Annotated in this window: 20 protein-coding genes and 1 pseudogene; 8 read left to right on the top strand and 13 right to left on the bottom strand. The window is 68.5% G+C overall.

The window, feature by feature from the left end; genetic code table 11:
* Positions 1-821: 821 nt before the first annotated feature.
* Positions 822-2,069 carry an MFS transporter gene (locus tag IB257_RS26085; protein WP_192493042.1) on the bottom strand — a complete coding sequence of 416 codons (1,248 nt, stop codon included), beginning with the start codon at positions 2,067-2,069 and terminating at the stop codon, positions 822-824.
* Positions 2,070-2,186: 117 nt separating this feature from the next.
* Here IB257_RS26085 and IB257_RS26080 point away from each other — a divergent pair, with 117 nt between their 5' ends.
* The gene (locus IB257_RS26080; protein ID WP_054458163.1) at positions 2,187-2,642 is read left to right on the top strand and encodes a helix-turn-helix domain-containing protein; all 456 of its coding nucleotides are present in this window, start codon (positions 2,187-2,189) and stop codon (positions 2,640-2,642) included.
* A gap of 7 nt (positions 2,643-2,649) precedes the next feature.
* On the opposite strand, the gene IB257_RS26075 is transcribed toward IB257_RS26080, so the two are convergent.
* The 4 genes from IB257_RS26075 to IB257_RS26060 form a co-directional block, all read right to left on the bottom strand.
* Complete coding sequence (locus tag IB257_RS26075) at positions 2,650-3,621, bottom strand: pyridoxamine 5'-phosphate oxidase family protein (protein WP_192493041.1); 972 nt, start codon at positions 3,619-3,621, stop codon at positions 2,650-2,652.
* A 29-nt stretch (positions 3,622-3,650) separates the two neighbouring features.
* Entirely contained in the window at positions 3,651-4,289 is a 639-nt protein-coding gene (locus tag IB257_RS26070) for a glutathione S-transferase family protein (RefSeq protein WP_192493040.1), read from the bottom strand.
* A 159-nt stretch (positions 4,290-4,448) separates the two neighbouring features.
* Entirely contained in the window at positions 4,449-5,354 is a 906-nt protein-coding gene (locus tag IB257_RS26065) for a LysR family transcriptional regulator (RefSeq protein WP_054458166.1), read from the bottom strand.
* 100 nt (positions 5,355-5,454) lie between these two features.
* Complete coding sequence (locus IB257_RS26060; protein WP_054458167.1) at positions 5,455-6,345, bottom strand: LysR substrate-binding domain-containing protein; 891 nt, start codon at positions 6,343-6,345, stop codon at positions 5,455-5,457.
* 128 nt (positions 6,346-6,473) lie between these two features.
* Here IB257_RS26060 and IB257_RS26055 point away from each other — a divergent pair, with 128 nt between their 5' ends.
* The gene (locus IB257_RS26055; protein WP_192493039.1) at positions 6,474-7,145 is read left to right on the top strand and encodes a flavodoxin family protein; all 672 of its coding nucleotides are present in this window, start codon (positions 6,474-6,476) and stop codon (positions 7,143-7,145) included.
* Here the strand turns inward: IB257_RS26055 and IB257_RS26050 are convergent.
* The 7 genes from IB257_RS26050 to IB257_RS26020 form a co-directional block, all read right to left on the bottom strand.
* Entirely contained in the window at positions 7,064-7,897 is an 834-nt protein-coding gene (locus tag IB257_RS26050) for an AraC family transcriptional regulator (protein WP_192493038.1), read from the bottom strand. The two genes, IB257_RS26055 and IB257_RS26050, sit on opposite strands and share 82 nt — an antisense overlap.
* Before the next feature lie 21 nt (positions 7,898-7,918).
* A complete protein-coding gene (locus IB257_RS26045) occupies positions 7,919-8,878 on the bottom strand; it encodes a proline dehydrogenase family protein (RefSeq protein ID WP_192493037.1) in 960 nt (319 codons plus the stop codon).
* Between the two features lie 72 nt (positions 8,879-8,950).
* On the bottom strand, positions 8,951-9,853 hold the full coding sequence (locus IB257_RS26040; protein WP_054458170.1) for a DMT family transporter: 903 nt from the start codon (positions 9,851-9,853) through the stop codon (positions 8,951-8,953).
* Between the two features lie 154 nt (positions 9,854-10,007).
* Complete coding sequence (locus IB257_RS26035) at positions 10,008-11,258, bottom strand: D-amino acid dehydrogenase (protein WP_192493036.1); 1,251 nt, start codon at positions 11,256-11,258, stop codon at positions 10,008-10,010.
* Between the two features lie 108 nt (positions 11,259-11,366).
* Positions 11,367-11,804: an Rrf2 family transcriptional regulator gene (locus IB257_RS26030; protein WP_054458172.1), complete on the bottom strand. Its 438-nt coding sequence runs from the start codon at positions 11,802-11,804 to the stop codon at positions 11,367-11,369.
* Between the two features lie 61 nt (positions 11,805-11,865).
* The gene (gene hmpA / locus IB257_RS26025; protein ID WP_054458173.1) at positions 11,866-13,083 is read right to left on the bottom strand and encodes an NO-inducible flavohemoprotein; all 1,218 of its coding nucleotides are present in this window, start codon (positions 13,081-13,083) and stop codon (positions 11,866-11,868) included.
* 88 nt (positions 13,084-13,171) lie between these two features.
* Positions 13,172-13,657 carry a 4'-phosphopantetheinyl transferase superfamily protein gene (locus tag IB257_RS26020; protein ID WP_225589213.1) on the bottom strand — a complete coding sequence of 162 codons (486 nt, stop codon included), beginning with the start codon at positions 13,655-13,657 and terminating at the stop codon, positions 13,172-13,174.
* Positions 13,658-13,940: 283 nt separating this feature from the next.
* Here IB257_RS26020 and IB257_RS26015 point away from each other — a divergent pair, with 283 nt between their 5' ends.
* The 6 genes and pseudogenes from IB257_RS26015 to IB257_RS31650 form a co-directional block, all read left to right on the top strand.
* Entirely contained in the window at positions 13,941-14,666 is a 726-nt protein-coding gene (locus IB257_RS26015; RefSeq protein WP_192493035.1) for a beta-ketoacyl synthase chain length factor, read from the top strand.
* Positions 14,663-15,502: a 1-acyl-sn-glycerol-3-phosphate acyltransferase gene (locus IB257_RS26010; RefSeq protein ID WP_119451677.1), complete on the top strand. Its 840-nt coding sequence runs from the start codon at positions 14,663-14,665 to the stop codon at positions 15,500-15,502. The genes IB257_RS26015 and IB257_RS26010 overlap by 4 nt, the downstream gene beginning before the upstream one ends.
* A gap of 4 nt (positions 15,503-15,506) precedes the next feature.
* The gene (locus IB257_RS26005) at positions 15,507-15,767 is read left to right on the top strand and encodes a phosphopantetheine-binding protein (protein WP_054458177.1); all 261 of its coding nucleotides are present in this window, start codon (positions 15,507-15,509) and stop codon (positions 15,765-15,767) included.
* Positions 15,768-15,784: 17 nt separating this feature from the next.
* Positions 15,785-16,039 (top strand): acyl carrier protein, encoded by a 255-nt coding sequence (locus IB257_RS26000; protein ID WP_013392999.1) that lies wholly within the window; start codon positions 15,785-15,787, stop codon positions 16,037-16,039.
* Positions 16,036-16,584, top strand: a complete 549-nt coding sequence (locus tag IB257_RS25995; protein ID WP_054458178.1) for a hypothetical protein — start codon at positions 16,036-16,038, stop codon at positions 16,582-16,584. Before IB257_RS26000 ends, IB257_RS25995 begins: the two co-directional genes overlap by 4 nt.
* Positions 16,585-16,587: 3 nt before the next feature.
* Positions 16,588-17,418 (top strand): annotated as a pseudogene (locus tag IB257_RS31650) (AMP-binding protein); the annotation flags it as partial.
* A 69-nt stretch (positions 17,419-17,487) separates the two neighbouring features.
* Here the strand turns inward: IB257_RS31650 and IB257_RS31645 are convergent.
* Complete coding sequence (locus IB257_RS31645; RefSeq protein ID WP_225589250.1) at positions 17,488-17,757, bottom strand: hypothetical protein; 270 nt, start codon at positions 17,755-17,757, stop codon at positions 17,488-17,490.
* Positions 17,758-17,760 lie beyond the last annotated feature (3 nt).

Here is a 17,760-nt window from a genome sequence, read left to right as displayed (position 1 = left end):
CGCTCCGGACTGCCCCTTCGTCATCTTCGTCACCGCCTGCGGCGGTTCCTTCAGATTCCCTCGGGCGCATCGAGGTTGCCCGCCACTCAGGCGCCCGCGCCGACGAGCTACTTGAATCTTGGACTGGGGCGCTGCTGGAGCCGTGGTCAGGGACGATACTTGAGCTGCCCGTCATTCTCGGCCGCGCGGGCGGCCGAGAATGACATACGTGATTTCTTGAATTTCGATTGTGTTCGCTTGCGCGGATGCGGTGACTGATTTGCTATTGATCCCCAGCACACGGGGGAGTGGGCGGTGATGGGTGGCGCGCGGCGAATGGCCGCTTGCGCATGCAGACCTGGACGCGCGCCACCCATCCGGCACCTGCGTTGAAATGACGATTGCTGGCCGACCCGTGCGCTTCGCCATCACCCCGAACACAGCGCCCACCATATTCAAACCTGGTTCTCGCCAACCGCACGCGTCATCACGAGAACGCCCCCGTCACCCGCGCGCAGCCCCATCGCGCGACGCAAGATACAGCGTAAGCCCCAAGAGGCCGCCCGCGCGGCCGGCCTGGGGCGGGCCCCGCAAAACACACCACCCCCCCACCGACCGTGGCCAGAACGCCAAGCACACCGCCCGCCCCAGCGCCCGTGAAGATTCAAGCAGCCGAGCCAGTCGCGGCGTGGGCTCGCGATGCGCGGGGCGTCGATAAGCCCGAGGGAATCTGAAGGAGTCGCCGAAGGCGAGGACGAAGATGACGAAGGGGAAGTCCGGAGCGAAGGCTTCGGACCGCAATCGCAGCCCCGCGCATCGCGAGCCCACGACGCGACTGGCGTCTAAAGAACCCCACGACGAGCATCCTGAGAACCAACGGCCAAACGCTCACCACGCGGCAACGTCACCGCCCAGAACGCCAGCGCCGCAACACTGATACCCGCCCCCAGCAAGCACACCCCAAGCCACCCCGCCTGCGCATAAACCGCCGTCGAAGCGATAGACCCCAACCCGCTCCCCACCGCGTAGAACATCATGTAGCCACCGACCAATCGACTATGCGCCTGCGGATTCACGCTGAAGATCATGGTCTGATTCGTCACGTGCAGCGCTTGCAAGGCGATATCCAGGACCAGCACACCCAACGCCAGCAACCACAGACTCTGATCCAGAAAGGCAATCGGCACCCAGGCCAGGCAGAGCAACGCCAGGCCCACGGCCGTGGTCCGCTCGCCTTGCCCGCTATCGGCCAGCCGCCCTGCCCGCGCCGCCATCAGCACGCCCGCCACGCCCACCAGCCCGAACGCGCCCACCGCGCTGTGCGTCAGCGAATGCGGCGGCGCGCTCAGGGGCAGCACCAGCGCGGTCCAGAAGGCGCTGAAGGCAGCGAACATCAGCAGCGCGATCATGCCGCGCACGCGCAGCACGCGCTCGGTAGCCAACAGGCCGTAGAGCGAGCGCAGCAAGGCCCAGTAACCCATGTCCACCGCGGGCAGCCGTCGTTGCGGCAAACGCCGCGCCAGCACCACCGCCAGCACGGCGGCCAGCGCAGCGGACACGACGTAGACCGCGCGCCAGCCCCACAGGTCCGCCACGGCCCCGGCCAGCGTGCGCGCCAACAGCAGGCCGATCACCACCCCGCCTTGCGCGGCGCCGACCACCCGGCCGCGCTCGCCCGGCGCGGCCAGCGCCGCGGACAAGGCCAGCAGGCCCTGTGTCATGGCCGTTCCCAGCAAGCCCAGCGCCACCATGCCCATCAACAGCCAGGGCGTGCCGGCCGACAGCGCCACGGCCGCCAAAGACAGGACCAGCAGCGCCAGCTGCCCCAGCAACAGGCGCCGGCGGTCCAGCAGGTCGCCCAGCGGCACCACGAACAGAAGCGCCAGCGCGCAGCCCAGTTGGGTGGCCGTGACCACGATGCCTACCGCGCCTTCGGCGATGCCGAACTCTCGGCCGATGGCGTCCAGCAAAGGCTGGGCGTAATACACGTTGGCCACGCTCAGGGCGCAGGCCACCGCCAGCAGCATCACCAGGGATCTGGGCATCGGACTTGGGGGTGCGGAATCGGCGGGTTCTGGTCGGGCTGACATCTCTTGCTCCACTCTGGTTGCATTATAAAACCAGAATAATAGTTTTCGAGGTTTTATAATGCAACCGAAATTTCGATACGCCAGCCATCACCGCCTTTCCCTCAGCAAGGATCCGACATGGTCAAACGCACTAGTCTCGAAGGCGCCGCCTGCCCGGTGGCACGCTCCCTGGACGCGATCGGCGACTGGTGGTCGCTGTTGATCGTGCGCGACGCCTTCGATGGATTGCGGCGGTTTGGCGAATTGCAGAAAAGCCTGGGCGTGGCCAAGAACATCCTCAGCGACCGGCTGCGCACGCTGGTGGCCCACGGCATCCTCGAAGTGGCGCCGGCCTCGGACGGCAGCGCCTACCAGGAATACGTGCTGACGGACAAAGGCCGGGCGCTCTTTCCAGTAATCGTGGGCTTGCGCCAATGGGGCGAAGACCACTACTACGGCGCGGCCGAACCCCATTCCACGCTGATCGACCGCAAGCGCGGCCAGCCCGTGCGCAAGCTGGAAATCCGTGCGCAGGACGGCCGCCTGCTCGGGCCGGACGATGCCGTGGTGCAGAAGACCGCCCTCCCGGGCTAGGTCGGGGCTAGGCAGCCCCCGCGGCCGGCCATTGCCCGGTCGCCAGCGCGGTGGGCGAGTACGAATCGAAGCGCCAGCGCAAGGCCAGCGCGCCGGGCCGGCGCACCACGCGCCGCACATGCACCCGCCACAGCCGTTCGGCGCCCTCGAACTGCGCGATCTCAGGGCTGTCCAGGATGACTTCAGCAGCGCCCGTCAACTGCAGCACGTCGCCGCGCTCGAAGTCGATGAACAGCAGTCCGGCGCGCGGGTTGAGCACCATGTTGCCCAGGGTGTTGAAAAAGCGGTTCCCGGAAAAATCCGGAATGGTCAGCACGTCGCCGTCCACCCGCACGAAGCCCGGCTTGCCGCCGCGGTGCGAGACGTCGACCTTGCGGCCGCCCTCGTCCGCGTAGGTCGCCACGAAGAACGTGTCGGACCGGGCGATCAGCGCCCGCGCCGCGGCGTCCAGCGCGGTGCGCTCATTCGGCGCGCCCGGAAAGCGCAGCGCCGGCGAACGCGAAAACTGGAATTCCCGCGCCTGGATGTATTGCGGGCAATTGCCGAAGGACTGCATCACCGCCACCTCGAAGCGCTTGCCGTCCCAGGCGGCGATGCGGCCGTTGGCGCGGTTGCGTCGGCGCGTGTGCAGCTCGATTCCCAGCAGGCCCACCTGCTGGTCCAGCCCCAGGCCGGCCAGCAGCGGATCGTCGGCATCCGGCACGGCGGACACGCGCAGGCTGCGTGGATCGGGCGAGGACACGAAGCCGGGCAGGCCTTCCAGCACGCCGGCCCAGGGATCGCCCTGCCCGTCCACCGCGCCGGCAACCAGAAACGGCAGCTGCTCGAAAAACAGGCGGTGCTGGTCCGGCATGTAGTCGCGGATGACTTTGGGTCCGGTCACCGCCATGCGCTCGGCGATCCCGACGTGGTGTTGCAACAGGCGTTCGCCCGCGTGCCAGGGCGACGGCGGGAGGGCGGCAGGTTCTGCGATGGCCATGGCGTACTCCTTGAGGGCGGCGCCTGTCCTCAGGCGGCCAGCAGGCCCACCGGCGACGAGGCCATGGGCACGAAACGCGGCAGGCTTTCGATGCGGCCCAGCCAGGCGCGGACGTGCGGATAGGCCTCCAGCGACACATTGCCTTCGGGGGCATGCGCCACATAGGCGTAGCAGGCCACGTCCGCAATGGTCGGCGTCGTGCCCGCCAGGAAATCCCGTGCGGCCAGTTCGCCGTCCATGACCTTGAGCAAGGCATGGGCGCGGGCCAGCGTGCTGTCCACGTCACAGGCCGCGCCGAACAGGGTCACCAGGCGCGCAGCCGCCGGGCCGATCGCCAGCGGACCGGACGCCGCCGACAGCCAGCGCTGTACCGCCGCCGCCCCGGCCGGGTCTTCCGGCAGCCAGGCCTGGCCGCCGTAGCGCTTGGCCAGGTAGACCAGGATGGCGGTCGAATCCGCGACCACCACCCCGCCATCGTCGATGACCGGCACCTGGCCGAAGGCGTTCAAAGCCAGGAACGGCGGGCGCTTCTGCTCGCCGCCGCGCAGGTCCACATCGACCTTGCGGTGGGGCACATCCAGCAGGGACAGCATCAGGGCGACGCGATGGGCGTGGCCGGACAAGGGAAAACTGTAGAAGGTCAGCGTAGGGGTATGGGCGGTTTGCATGAGCGGGCTCCAAGTCGGATTCAGGCTCCATCTTGGGCCGGCGCCGGGCTCGCGTGAACGGCCAGCGCCGGCAAGACACTCTTGCAGCGGATGAAAGAAAGAGGACGGCCGCCCCGTCCCTTCAAGGCCTGCGTGCGGGCGCGTCCGAGGAACGGGTCGCTACGCCGGCAGCGTCGCCAGGTCGCGCCGCAAGGCCTCGACGCAGAACTCCACGAAGCTGCGCACCTTGGCCGAACTCTTGCGGCCTTCCGGGTACACCAGGTGGACCGGCAGCGGCGGCAGTTCGAAGTCGCGCAGCACCACCTCCAGGGCGCCACTGGCCAGGTGCCGCGCCACCTGGTAGGACACCACCTGCGTCAGCCCCCAGCCCTCGCAGGCCGCGAGCACCGCGGCCTGGAAGGACGTGACCGTCAGCTGCGAATCGACGCGCAGGCTGCGGGGCTGGCCGTCCTGCTGGAAGCGCCATTGCGGCGTGCGGCCCTCCATGGCGGCGGTGACCGTGCAAAAGCGCGGCAGGGACTCCAGATCCTGCGGCACGCCGTGTTCGCGCAGGAAGGCGGGCGCGGCGCAGACCACGCGGCGTACCTGCCCCACCGGCACCGCCGTCAGCGTCGAATCCGGCAAGGCGCCGATGCGCACCGCCACGTCCACGCGTTCGTCCAGCAGGTTCACCACGCGGTCCACCAGCAGCGTGCGCACGGAGACTTCGCGATGCGCGCGCAGATAAGCCAGCACGGCCGGCATCACGTGCAATTCGCCAAAGAACGCCGGCGCCGTGATGCTGAGCGCGCCCCGCGGCGCGGCCATCGCGCCGGCCACGGCATCGTCGGCCTGTTCGACTTCGTCGAGGATGCGGCGGCAGTCGTCGGCATAGCGCTGGCCGGCCTCGGTCAGTCGCAGGCTGCGCGTGGTGCGCACCAGCAGCAACGCGCCCAACCGCCGCTCCAGCGCCGACACGCTGCGCGTGACGGTGGGCGCGGACATCTCCAGCCGGCGCGCGGCCGCGGCGAAACTCTGTGCCTCGGCCACCGCCAGGAACACGCTCATTTCATGGAATCGATTCACGCCTCGCGGCCTCCGCGCTGATTTTCGGGAAGAGAGTAGAAGCGCGTGCAGGGGCGCGTCAATCCAGTTGCAGAGGATATGAGCCGCATGCTTCCCGGCCTCATGCTTGCGCCTCGAACTCCTTGCGCAACCACCCCAGGAAAGCCTTGACCGGCGGATGGCGTTCGCGGCCCGGCGCGCACAGCGCGGTGTAGGCCGCCCCCGCCACCCGCACCTCAGGACGATACGCCACCAGGGTACCCGCCGCCACGCTGTCCGACACCATGACGGAGCTGGCCAGCACCAGTCCCTGGCCGGCAATGGCGGCCTGAAGGGCGTAGTGCTCTTCCTCGTAGGCATGCAGCGCCGCCGGCTTGCGCCAGGACGGCAGGCCGGCGGCCTCGCACCAGTCCTGCCAGCCCTGCTCGTACAGCTGCGAATCGCGCCAGCGCACGGTCACCAGCGACGGCGCGCGCCTGCCCGGACGGGCGGCCAGCGTCGGCGCGCCATAGACGCCGAACCATTCCTGCAACGAGCAGGCGGCGTGCAGCCCGGGCCAGCGCGCCCGGCTGTAGCGGATGGCCAGGTCCACGCTGGCGTCGCGCAACAGGTCCACCGCTTCGGCGCTGGTGTTCAGGTTCAGTTGATATTGAGGAAACGCCGCGTAGAAGCGGCCCAGCCGCGGCACCAGCCACAGGGCCGCGAACGAATGTGTGGTGGACAGGGTCAGCGCGCCCGAGGCCGGCGCGGCGCGCAAGGCGTCCAGGGTCTGCGCCACATCGAGCAAGGCGCCGTGCACGCCCGCAAAAAGGCGCGCGCCCTTCTCCGTCAGGCGCACGCCGCGCGGCACGCGTTCAAAGAGCGCGTAGCCCACGTGCCGCTCGAGCGCCTTGACCTGATGGGACACGGCCGTGGCAGTGACCGCCAGTTCGGCCGCGGCCAGTTTGAAGCTGAGCAATCTGGCAGCCGCCTCGAAGGTGCGCAGCGCGGTCACCGGTAGCGTGGCAAACATGGATTCCTGGCTCTATGGATGAAATCAATTCATCATATTCAAGGATTCATCATTTGTCGCCTTTCAGTCGCCAGGACAGAATTTTCCTCACCACATGGAAACGTCCATGCCAACAAGAGGAATCAAACATGAATTCAGATCATCCCCACAAGCGCCTGCTGATCCTGGTCGGCAGCCCGCGGCGCGACGGCAACAGCGCGGCCCTGGGCGCGGCTGCGCTGCGCGGGGCCGAGGCGGCGGGCACCCAGGCCACGCTGCTGTTCCTGGACGACTACATCGGGGCCTTTTTGCCGGACTTGCGGCGCTCGCCCCCGCCGACCGACCGCTATTCCGAGCTGTTCCTGGAACACTTCCTGCCGGCCGACGGCGTGCTGATCTGCACCCCGATCTACTGGTACGGCATGTCGGCGCAGACCAAGGCGTTCTTCGACCGTTCGTTCAGCCACTATGCCGGCCAGGGACCCGAACCGGAACGGGTCAAGCAGCGCATGACCGGCAAGCGCCTGGGCCTGGCGGTGGCATCCGAGGAAACCTACCCCGGCGCGGCGCTGGGCATCGTGCACCAGATCCAGGAATACGCGCGCTATACCCATTCGGATTTCGTCGGCTACGTGCACGGCGCCGGCAACCTGCGCGGCGAGATCGCGGCGGACCCGCGCCAGCCGCTGCAGGCGGCGGCCGAACTGGGCACCACGTTCTTTACCCGCAAGTACTCGGACTACCGGGTGGAGACGCCGCGCGCCCGCAATGTCTGGGAGCCTGCCCCTGCGCTGCGCAGCACGCCGGGCGTGCTGCCGTAGACCTGCTTGAACACGCGGGTCAGATGGGCCTGGTCGGCGAAACCCACGGCATGCGCGGCGTCGGCCAGCGCCAGGCCGTCGCGCAGCAGCGCCCGGGCCCGCGCCACCCGCCAGTTGCGCAGCCAGGCCAACGGCGGCAAGCCGTAGCGCCGGGCGAACTGCTTGACCAGCGTGGTGCGGTGGCGGTCCTGCGCCACCGCCAGGGCCTCCAGGTCCGGCGCGCAGGCTGGGTCCGAGGCCATACGCGCGCGCAGCAGCGAGCAGACATCGGACGCGTCGTCTGCCGCCGCCGTACGGGCTTGCGCATGTGCCACCAGCAGGCCGAACAAGGCGGCGGAGAGGCGTTCGCGGCGCTGCGCGTCGGCGATGGGATCGGGCGTGAGCGCGTCCAGCCAGGCCTGGCAGAGCGCCGGATCGCGAATCACGGGACCGGCCAGGCTGGCCCCGCCCGCAAACAACGTGAGTTCGTGATCCCTGAACCAGTCCGGATCGATATAGGCCATGCGGTACCCCAGCGGCGCGTCCGAGGTGCCCCCCGTATGAACCTGACCGGGCGCAATTACCACCAGATCGCCCTCGCCCGCGGCCTGCGGCGCGCCATGCACGGTGAAGGCGCAACGGCCCTGCGCGATGGCGCCGATGGACCAGGCGTCGTGGAAATGCGGCGCATAGCGGTAGCCGCGCAGGTCTGCGATCAAAACATCGCCGGGCAGGCCGGCGCCGCAATGCCAGATATGTTGGGAAACCGCCATGAACAAGTGAGGATGTAGCGCCTAGCCGAAGTAGCTCTGGTCCGATGTGAGCGTGCGGGCCAACAGCCACGCGTTGCGGGGATTCTCGCCCACGCGGCGCACGGCATACGGCCACCAATCGCCGCCGAAGGGCAGATAGACCCTGACGTTATAGCCCAAACGGCGCAACGCGAGCTGCCAGTCCGGACGCACGCCGTAGAGCATTTCGAATTCGAAGGCTTCTGGCGGCCAGCCGCGCTCCCGCGCCAGCTCCAGGATGGCGCCGGCCAGGCGGTCGTCATGGGTACCGAAAACGGGCTGGAAGCCGGACTCCAGCGCCTCGCGCGACAGCATGATGGCGGCGGCGTCCAGATAGGCCTGGTCGATGCGCGCGCGGCCGGCGTGGTCCAGCGCGCGCTCCGGAAACGCGCCCTTGACCAGCCGCAGCGAGGTGCGCTGACGGATCGCCCAGGCCAGGTCCAGCGGCGTGCGGCGCCGCCGCGCCTGCAGTGTCAGGCCTGCCGGCATGCCGGCTTGCAGCAGTTCGCGATGCAAGGCGCAGGTGCGGTCGCAGAGGGAGGAATCCTCCATGTCCAGCACCATCCAGTCGCGCCCCAGGCCGACCGTCCGGCGCGCCACCAGGCCGATGCGCCGGGCATTGTCCCGGCCCAGCGCGTCGTCGCGCATATAGCCGATGGCGGTGGGATCGACTGACACGTGCACGTCCAGCCCTGCGTGCTCCAGCGCCCGGCAGGCGCCGAGCGTCTGGGCCACGTTGTGCTCGATGGCCTCGGGATCGTCCACGTACTCGCCCAGGTAGAAGAGCGAGGCGCGGATGCCGTGCGCCTCGCGCAGCCTGGCGGCCGTGCGGACCGCGGCGTCGACGTCCGCGCCGCCGACGAAACGGGCCGCCAGCGACGTGCGGGCCGCCATGGCACGCATCGCCCGCCCCACGCCCGGGCTGCGCGCCAGCGCGATCGCCGTTCTCTGGAACATGCTCATGGGCTCTCTCCCTATAAAGAGAGCCACTGTGCCGGTACCGCGCGCGCCCGTCTTGAACGCCAGTGAAACTTCCTAGTCCAGCGCCAGCGTGCGGGCGCGACCGAACAGCGGGCGCTGCACCGTCTGCGCCAGCAGCACGCCGGCCAGCGTCACCGCGCCGCCCAGCAGGTGGTACATGTGCAGTTGCTCGCGCAGCATGACGAAGGCGGCCAGCGCGGTGAACAGCGGCAGCAGGTTGATGAAGATGCTGCAGCGGTTGGGCCCCAGCCGCTGCACGCCTTCGATCCACAGGAAGGACAGCAGCACCGACGAGAAGATGCCCGCGTACAGGATCAGCGGCACCGTGTTCATGTCCAGCGCAGCCTGCGCCGCCGGCACGCGCAGGTACAGCGGCAGCATGTAGAGCAGCGCGAAGATCGATTGCACGAAGGTGGACTGCCAGGCCGGCAGCGGCACTTTCCAGTGGCGCAGCAACACTCCGTACAGCGCGTAGGACAAGGCAGCCAGCAGCATCAGGCCGTCGCCGACGTGGATGCCGTGCTGGAACACGCTAAGCATGTCGCCCTGGCCCACCAGGTACAGCAGGCCGAGGAACGACAGCGCGCCGCCAGCGGCCATGCCCAGGGTCAGCGGATCCCGCAGGATCACCACGCTGAGCAGCATGCTCAGCAAGGGAATCAGCGCGGTCAGGATGGCCATGTTGGTCGCCGTGGTGGTTTCGGCGGCGCGATAGGACAGCGCCTGGAATACCGCCGACGACAGGGCGCCGTACAGCGCCAGCTTGGGCCAATGGCGCAGGATGGTCTTGCGGTTGCGCCAGGCCGGGCCGGCCGTGAACAGGCCCATCAGGAACAGGGCCAGCACCAGCCGGTAGAAGGTGATGGCAGTGGGCGAGATGGCGCTGGCGGCCATCTTGGAGACGATGACGTTGCCCGCCCAGAACAGAATGGCGAACAACGGAAACAGGTAGGACATGGTGGTTGCGCTCGGAGGATGAGGGATGGTCTCCGGCCGCTTGCGGCGCCCGTTGGGGCTACGCAGGAGGTGGAGTATCGCTATCCTATTGAGCGCGATCCAGTCCGTCTGCCGATGAAAAGGCAGGCACTATCGCAAAATGGACATCGCCGTATCAGGGGCGGAATGGCGCCGGATCCAGCGGCAGCTCCAGCCCGCCCATCTGGGCCGTCAACAGCGCGGCGCTGCCGCAGGCCAGGGTGAAGCCCAGCGCGCCTTGCCCGATGTTCAGCCACAGGTTATCGGCGGCATGGCTGCGTCCGATCAGCGGCTTGCTGGTGGGAGTGGCCGGACGCAGCCCCGCCCAAGGCGCCGCCTGGCGCAGGTCCAGCGCCGGAAACGCCTCGTGCACCTGGCGCTTGAGCAGCCCGATGCGCGCCGTGTCGATGTCGGCATCGGCGCTGCCGATGTCGACCATGGCCGCGATCCGCAGCACGCCGCCCACGCGGGCATAGACGATGCGCCGTTCGTAGTCCGTGACGCTGATGCGCGGCGCCACCGAGTCGTCGTCCTCGGCCAGCGGCACGCTCAGGCTGTAGCCCTTCAAGGGATACAGCGGCACGTCATGGCCCAGCGGCTTGAGCAGCGCGCGCGTGCCGATACCGGTGGCCAGCACGATGGCGTCAGCGCCGATGTCGCCGTCGCGCGTGTTCACCGCCACGATGCGGCGGCCTTCGCGCTGCAGGCCCGATACCGGATTGGACATGACGCATTGCACGTTGGCCATGGTCTGCAGGCGGTCGAACAGCGCCTCGGTGAACTGGCGGCAGTCGCCCGCTTCTTCGCTGGGGGTGTAGATGGCGCCGGCCAGGCTTGCGCCCATGCCGGCCAGCGCGGGTTCCAGCGCCAGGGTCTGCGCCGCGTCCAGCACCTGCTGTTCAGCGCCGAGGTCGGCCTGGTACGCCACCAGCGCGCGCGCCTTGTCCAGCAAGGCCGGACTGCGGTAGGCGATGAGCTTGCCGTTCTTCAGATGGCCGAAATCCAGATCTTCCTGCTCCAGCAGCGAGTGCATGACGTCCCGGCTCAGATAGGACAGGCCAGCCAGTTGGACCGTGGAAGCCTTGGCCACCGAGGCCCGGCACGCCAGCGCAAATTGCAGGCACCAGCGCCATTGATGGGGATCCAGCCTGGGCCGGAAACGCAGCGGGGAGTCCTCGCGCAGCAGCCAGCCCGGCACGCTGGGCAGCACGCCCGGACCGGCCAAAGGCGCCACGTAGCTATAACTGAGCTGACCGCCATTGGCGTAGCTGGAGACCTCGGCCGGACGCGCCTGGCTGTCCACCAGCACCACGTCATGGCCCTGGCGCGCCAGGAAATAGGCCGACGTGACGCCCACGACGCCAGCGCCGATTACGCAAACCCGCATACTCTTAGATCCAGAAAGACAGGGACACGACGCTATTCTGGGACGCGCCCCGCCCGTCCGGCAAATGCCAAACTCCGCAGGGTCCATAACAAAACATCATGCCCCGCCTCAGGCGGCGCGATGCAGCTTGATGATGGCGGCGGCCGTGGGATCGCGCACCAGGTCGGCCAGGGTGTAGCCGTTGAGCGCCTCGTAGAAGGCCTGCAAGGTCTGCGCCAGCACGCCGGACAGCCGGCATGCGCCGTCCAGCGCACAGGGAGGTTCGCGGCAGTCGATCAGCGGCCCCTGCTGCTCCAGCTGCCGGATCAGGTCGCCCAGCCGGTAGCGGTCGGCGGACTGCGACAGCCGCAGGCCGCCGCCCTTGCCGCGCGAGGTGCTGACCCAACCCTGCTGCGCCATGAAGTGCACCACCTTCACCAGATGATTGCGCGACACGCTGAAGCGGTCGGCGATCTCCGGAATGGTGACGGCGGCGGACCGGTCGCGGCATTGCGTCAGGTACATCAGGACGCGCAGGCCGAAATCGGTGAATCGGGTCAGTTGCATGGCTGGGACGAAAGGGATGGACGCTGGCGGCCCGAAAGTTCAGGCCGCCAGGATACACCGCTCAGGCGGGCGCGCCGCCGCTGCCGAAGGCTTCGGCATGGATGCGGTCGGCGGGCACGCCCAGGCCGGTCAAGGCTTCGCGCTGCGCGCGCATGAAGCCGGCCGGGCCACATAGGTAGTAGTCCGCGCCGGGCACGATGACTTCGTCGCGGATGGCGTTCAGATCCACCCGGCCGGCGTAGTCGTAGTCGCGGCCAGGTTGGTCGCCGTGGCCGACCTCCTCGTAGAACACCGCCTTGCGCACGTTGGCGCGTTCGGCAGCGATGCTGTTGACGTGATCGCGCATGGCGTGGACCGAGTTGTTGCGGCAGCCGTGCACGAAACGGATCTGGCGTTCGTCGTTCAACCCCACCAGATGGTTCAGGATGGAGACCATGGGCGTCAGGCCCACGCCGCCGCTCAGCAGCACCACCGGCGCGCTGCCTTCCTCGCGCAGATGGAAGTCGCCCTGGGGCGGCGCCACGTCCAGCACCCCGCCCTCTTCCAGGCGGTCATGCAGGGCGTTGGAAACCCGGCCGGCCGGCGTATCGGCGCCAGCGGCTTCGCGCTTGACCGAGATGCGCAGGCGGTCCTGGCCCGGCGCGTCCGACAGGCTGTACTGGCGCGGCTGCATCAGGCCCAGTTCGGGCACGAACACGCGCACCGACACGTACTGGCCGGGACGGTAGGCAGGCACTTCGCCGCCATCGGCCGGCGCCAGGTAGAAGGACGTGATCTCGGCACTTTCACGCTGCTTGCCCACCACGCGGAACGCGCGCCAGCCCGTCCAACCGCCCGGCTTGGCGGCCGACTCCGCGTACAGGCGCGCCTCTTCGGCGATCAGCAGGTCGGCCAGTTGGCCGTAGGCCGCGGCCCAGGCCGCCACCAGCTCTTCCGTGGCTGCCTCGCCCAGCACTTCGCTGATGGAGGCCAGCAGATGCTTGCCCACGATCTGGTAGTGCTCGGGCCGGATGCCCAGGCTGACATGCTTGTGCACGATGCGCGTCACCACGGGCATCAGCACCGAAGGATCGTCGATGTGCTCGGCGTAAGCCGCGACCGCGCCGGCCAGCGCCTGCTGCTGCTCGCCGCCAGCCTGGTGGCCCTGGTTGAAGACATGCTTGAGCTCGGGGTTGTGCTTGAACATGCGGGCATAGAAATGCTTGGTCAGCGCGACGCCGTGCGTCTTGAGAACGGGCGCCGTGCCCTTGACCAGGGCGCGGATTTGGGGACTCAACATCAACTGCTCCTTGTGGCGCGATCGGAATCGCCATTAAACATGCATTTATAATACATCTTTAAATGCCCACTGAAAAACCCCGGGCGATTCAATCCGGCCCGCTGGCCCATGCGCCCAGGATGGCAAGCGGCGGTAACACGCAATCGGTCCCCGCGCGCCATTGGGGACGCGTGGCGCCGCCAGCCTGTCCGCGCCACGCCACGGACGCGATCCAGTCCTCGCCCAGGCGCCATGAACAGGCGCGCCACTGCCCCGGCGGCGCACGCAGGCGCCATTCCGCCTTGCCGCCGAAGTCCAGGCCTACCGAAGCCATGTCCGCAGGGAAATCCAGTCCGGCCGCCTTGATGAAGGCTTCCTTCAGCGTCCACAAGAGATAAAAGCGTTCCAATTGGGCTGCGCCTTCCAGGCCAGCCAGCGTGGCTTGCTCGGCCGGCGCGCATACCCACTCGGCCAGGCGCAAGACCTCGCGCGGCCGCACTCGCTCCAGATCGGCGCCCAACTGCCACCCGGCCGGGGCGGACGCGCAGACCGCGTGGCCGCCGCTGTGGCTGAGCGACAGGGTCGCAGGCGGCATGGCCTGCCTGATCTCTTGCAGCAAAGCCCTGCTGACCCGCCAATCGAGCTGCGCCTTCGGGCTGCGCAGCGCTTGTGCGCGCGCGGCGTCCTCCGCTGACAGCTCCTGGCTGCGGTAACCCGCAGCCGCGCCTTTGTCCGCCCACCAGATTAAAAGTTCCTGAACGTTCACGGGAGAAAGTAACAAATAGCAAGCTGAAGTGTAAGAAACAAAGGAAATATTGTGTATTATGTAACGTTTTAAATCAAAATGGCCTGACATCGCCATAGTAGAATCGCGCGCTATGTTGACGTTTTCGATCGCGCAATGGCAGGGTTGGGCGCAAGGAATCGATGGCCCCGGCGACTGGTTGAAATGGGCCGAACATCCGTTCTGCCCGATCGGAAATCAGAATCCGCCCCGCCTGGACTTCCTGCCTCCCTTGCAACGCCGCCGCCTGAGCCCGCTGGCTCGCGGGGTGTTCGAGTGCGCGTGGCCGTTGGCCGAGGGACGCCCGCCCATGCCGCTGGTGTTTGCCTCCCGCCATGGCGAAACCACCCGCAACTTCGGCCTGCTGCAAGCGCTGGCGGCGCACGAACCCCTGTCGCCCACGGCCTTCGGCCTGTCGGTCCACAACGCCATCGCCGCGCAGTGGTCGATCATACGCCGCGAGACCACTGAATCCGTGGCCTTGTCGGTGGAAGACGACGGCCTGGAGCACGCCTGCATCGAGGCGTCGATGCTGTTCGACGCCGGCCACCAGGACGTGCTCGTGGTGCTGGCCGAGGAACGGCCGCCCGCAGCTTACGCCCCCTGGGTGGATGACGCGCCCTACGCTTATGCGGTCGCCCTGCATCTGCAGCCCGGCGCCGACTGGACCTTGGCCCTGGACCCGCAGGCGCCGGATGCCGCCGACAGCGCGCAGGCCTGGCCCAATCCCCTGAACCTGCTGCGCCACCTCTTGCTGCGCACGCCCGACTGGCGCCACGCCAACCGCTCCCGACTATGGACCTGGACACGCACGGCATGACTAGCGCCACGCCTCCCCGGCAGGACTTCTGGCTCTGGCGTCTGTTCGCCACCGGCATGGCCTTTACCCTTTTCGGGCTGGGCGGCGTGCTGCTGCGCGTGCTGGTGTTCCCGCCCCAGCGCTTGCTGCCCGGCGACAAGGCGGACCGCCAGCGCCGCGCGCGCGGCGCGCTGAACGGCACCTTCCGCCTGTTCATCCGCTTCATGGTCCGCACCGGCATCCTGACCGTGGAATTCAAGGGCGCCGAACGCCTCGGCAAGCCCGGACAGATGATCCTGGCCAACCACCCTTCGCTGCTGGACGTGGTGTTCCTGGTCGGCCACGTCAAGAACGCCAACTGCATCGTCAAGCACGGCCTGGCCACCAACCCGTTCACCCGCGGCCCGGTGGCCAATGCCGGCTACATCACCAACGACGAAAGCTTCGACATGTTCGACCGCGCCGCCGACGTGCTGCGCGCGGGCGAAACCCTGATCGTCTTTCCCGAAGGCACGCGCACGCCGCGCGACGCCATGCCGCGCTTTCATCGCGGCGCCTGCGCCATCGCGCTGCGCGGCGCGCGCGTGGTCACGCCCGTGGTCATCAGCATGAATCCCCGCAGCCTGACCAAGGGCGAGCCCTGGTACCGGATTCCGCCCTGCCGCATGCGCTATGTGATCCGCGTGGGCGAGGACATCGATCCCGCCTCCTGGAGCGGCGCGCATCCGCTGCCCATCGCCGGACGCAAGATGAACGATTACCTGCACGCCTATTTCGAAGCCGAGCTGGCGCCCGCCGCGCCTGCCGGCGCCATCATGAATGAACAACCGCCTCGGGCGGTGGAAGTGGAGTCCTGACCGGATGAACCAACTGGAATTTGAACTCAAGACCCTCGTCATCGACTCGCTGGGCCTGGAAGACATCGCGCCCGACGATATCGACAGCGACGCCCACCTCTTTGGCGACGGACTGGGGCTGGACTCGGTGGACGCCCTGGAGCTGGGCCTCGCGCTGCAAAAGCGGTACGGCATCACCATCGATCCCGAGACGCGCAACATGCGCGAGCATTTCGCCAGCATCGCCAAGCTGGCCGAGTTTGTCACCGCGCAACGCCGCGCCTAAAGGATACGGAGTCCAGGATGCATACCCGCGACGAAATCTTCAACACGCTGCGCGGCGCGCTGGTCGAACTGTTCGAGATCGAACCTGAACGCATCACGCCCGAAGCAAACCTGTACACGGACCTGGAGATCGACAGCATCGACGCCATCGACCTGATCGACCATGTGCGCCGCCAGACCGGCCGCAAGCTCGACGCCAACGACTTCCGCACCGTGCGCACGGTCGAGGACGTGGTGCAGGCCATGTGCCAGAAACAGGATCCCGCCGCATGAGACGCGGCGTGGCGGCAGCCCTGGCCGTGGCCGGCATCGCCTATCCCTTCGCCGTCCACGCGGCGCTGGGACGGGTAAGCGCCGCCTGGCTGGCGCTGCCGCTGGCCCTGCTGTGGCTGGCGCGCGGCCTGACCGCGGATGCCGCCCGGCCGGGCGCGCGCCTGCTGCCCGCTGTGGCGGTGGCCTTCTGCCTGGTCCTGGCCGTTTCGAATTCGCAAGACTGGCTGCGCTGGTATCCCGTGCTGGTCAACGGCATGATGCTGGCTATCTTCGGCGCCAGCCTGCGGCGCGGCCGCCCCGTGATCGAGCAACTGGCCCGGCTGCGCCACCCAGATCTGCCGCCCGAAGGCGTGCGCTATACCCGCAATGTCACCCGCGTGTGGTGCGCCTTTTTCGCCCTGAACGGCAGTGTGGCGGCGGCCCTTGCGGCCTGGGGACCCTGGAGCTGGTGGACCGTCTACAACGGCGCCGTGAGCTATGTGCTGATGGGCCTGCTGCTGGCGGGCGAATGGCTGCTGCGCCCCGCCGCCGCCAAGGCGGCGTAACGCATGGCCTGGACCGATCTCGCGCAGCTGCTGCTGCCCGCCCCGCCTGACTTGGCCGATGCGCTGGTCGCCGACGAGCCGCCACTGACGCGCGAGGCGTTTGCTCGCGCCAGCCTGCAGGCCGCGGGCGCCTTGCAAGCGAGGCAGCTGCAACGCGTCGCGATCTGGTTCGAGGACGCCGCCCGCATGGCCGTCGCGTTGTTCGCATGCTGGCGCGCCGGCGTGGTCGCGGTGCTGCCGGGCGACGCCCAGGCGCAGACCTGCGCCACGCTCGACGCCATGGTGGACGCCTGGCTGAGCGACACTGATCTGCCGCTGCCGGCCGAGCGACTGTGCCGGCTGGCCGAGCTGCAAGGCCACGCACCGCTCGCGCCCGCCGAACTGGACCCTGCGCTGACGCTGGTGCTGTGCACTTCGGGATCCAGCGGCACGCCCAAACATATCGCCAAGCACTGGCGGCAACTGATGGACGAAGTCCGCGCGCTGCAGCAGCAATGGCCGGATGCGCGCGGCCCCGTGCTGGGCAGCGTATCGGCGCAACACATGTACGGCCTGCCCTTCAGGGTGCTGTGGCCGCTGTGCGCCGGGCGCCAGCTGGACCGGCCGCAGCGCCTCTATCCGGAAGAGCTGCAGCAGGCCAGCCTGCGCCATCCGGCCTGCACCTGGATCGCCAGCCCGGCGCTGCTGCGCCGCCTGGGACAGCGGCTGGATTGGGACCAGCTGCGCGGCCGCCTGACCCGCATCCACTCGTCCGGCGGCGAATTGCCCAGCGACGCATCCGACCATATCGCACAGCACCTGGGACTGCGCCCCAGCGAGATCTACGGCAGCTCCGAAACCGGCGCCGTCGCCTGGCGCGAAGGCGACAGTCCCTGGCAGCCGCTGCCCGGCGTGGCCGTCGACCTAAACGCCGAAGGCGCGCTGCGCGTGCAATCGCCATGGGTCAATCCGGCCGAGGCGCAGACCGCCGACGGCGCGGAGCTTGCGCATGACGGTTTCCGGCTGCTCGGCCGCCTCGACCGCATCGTGAAGATCGAGGAAAAGCGCATTTCCCTGCCCATGCTGGAACAGGCGCTGGCGCGCCATTCCTACGTCGCCGAAGCGCGCCTGGGAGGTCTGGCCGGGACCTCGCGCCTTGCCGCGCTGGTCGCCCTGTCGGCCGGCGGCCTGCATGCC

This window comes from Achromobacter sp. ACM03 (genome assembly GCF_014851665.1).
Classification (GTDB): domain Bacteria; phylum Pseudomonadota; class Gammaproteobacteria; order Burkholderiales; family Burkholderiaceae_B; genus Achromobacter; species Achromobacter aegrifaciens.
This window is presented reverse-complemented; position numbering and strand designations above follow the sequence as displayed.